This window comes from Bartonella sp. CL63NXGY, assembly GCF_042194905.1.
Taxonomy (GTDB): domain Bacteria; phylum Pseudomonadota; class Alphaproteobacteria; order Rhizobiales; family Rhizobiaceae; genus Bartonella.
This window is the reverse complement of the sequence record NZ_JBHINK010000060.1, coordinates 1-1,103: the sequence shown is the minus strand read 5'-3', so window position 1 is coordinate 1,103 and position 1,103 is coordinate 1. Positions and strand designations below refer to the sequence as shown.

Sequence of the window (1,103 nt, the reverse complement as noted above, 5' to 3'; positions counted from 1 at the left end):
GGTGGGGCGTGTTGGTGGGCGTTTAAGCAAGACACTTAATGTTTCTGAAGAGGGACGTGTCGTTTCTTTTTATAGTAAGCTTTCTTATTTGCATAGTTTTGAAGATAAGCAATTTGTTTCTTTTAAAAACGATTTCCAATTAGGTTTTTTTGGTTCTTTTTTGGAAGCAGGTCTTGGGTTTAATGCTCGTCTTTCTTCAAAACTTTTTCTTCATGGAGATGTAACTTATCAGCATAAATTTAAGAAAGCTGGTTTTTCTGGAGCCAGTTTCTCTGCTGGATTGCGCCATCTTTTTTGAAGAGATATAATGTGCATTTTTATATGAAAGGCAGAAGATTTTTCTGCCTTTTAATGTATTGAAATTTATTTTTCCTCATCAATATGGTTATTTTTTTGATATAAAAGATTACAATAGATGCTTTCTTCTATGCGATGAGGAATTTTCCTAAAATTTTGATATTAAGATATGGGGGCAGATTTCATTGTGAATGTGAGAAGCTTGAATGCTAAATTCTTGTGGTATAATCTTTTAAAAGAGACGATATTGATGGTTGTTTTTGTCCATTTCTTTATTAAATTTTATAGATCATAAGTTTAGTCTTTACGAGCTTTATGCATTTTTTTGAATTTTGTTTTAGAACTTTATTTACGTTTATATCATTTCATACGCATATTATTTGTTTCCTTTTTTAGGATGTTTACTTAAGAATTTTGGATAAATACTTGTTTTTAGAACAAACAGAGGGAGTTTGAGGTCAAATTATAATAAAAGTAAAGTATGCTTTATCGTATTGTTACGGTTGTTGTTTTGTAAATGATAGGTGGCAGAGAAATTTTGATTGGATACAGGATATTATTTTTATTGCGGTTATGCGCGGATATCATCATTCTTTTTTCAGCATTCAATATTTGCGCAGATTTTAGCACTCGAGAATGTTCATAAGAAGCAATACACCTTTTTTCAAAAGTCCTTCTTTACATGCCAGCTTCGTTTGTGATGAACAAGGGGTTAATTGATTAAATATAAACAGGTTTGAATGAAAGAAATTTATAATATTCAGTTTTTTATTCAATATGTAGAATGATGAGTGAGTATTCTAAAT

The 1,103-nt window shown here is 30.2% G+C and carries 1 protein-coding gene; it reads left to right on the top strand.

The window, feature by feature from the left end; genetic code table 11:
* The coding region (locus ACFIK0_RS09185; RefSeq protein WP_375660345.1) for an autotransporter outer membrane beta-barrel domain-containing protein at positions 1 to 298 on the top strand (298 nt) is incomplete at its 5' end.
* Positions 299 to 1,103: the final 805 nt, after the last annotated feature.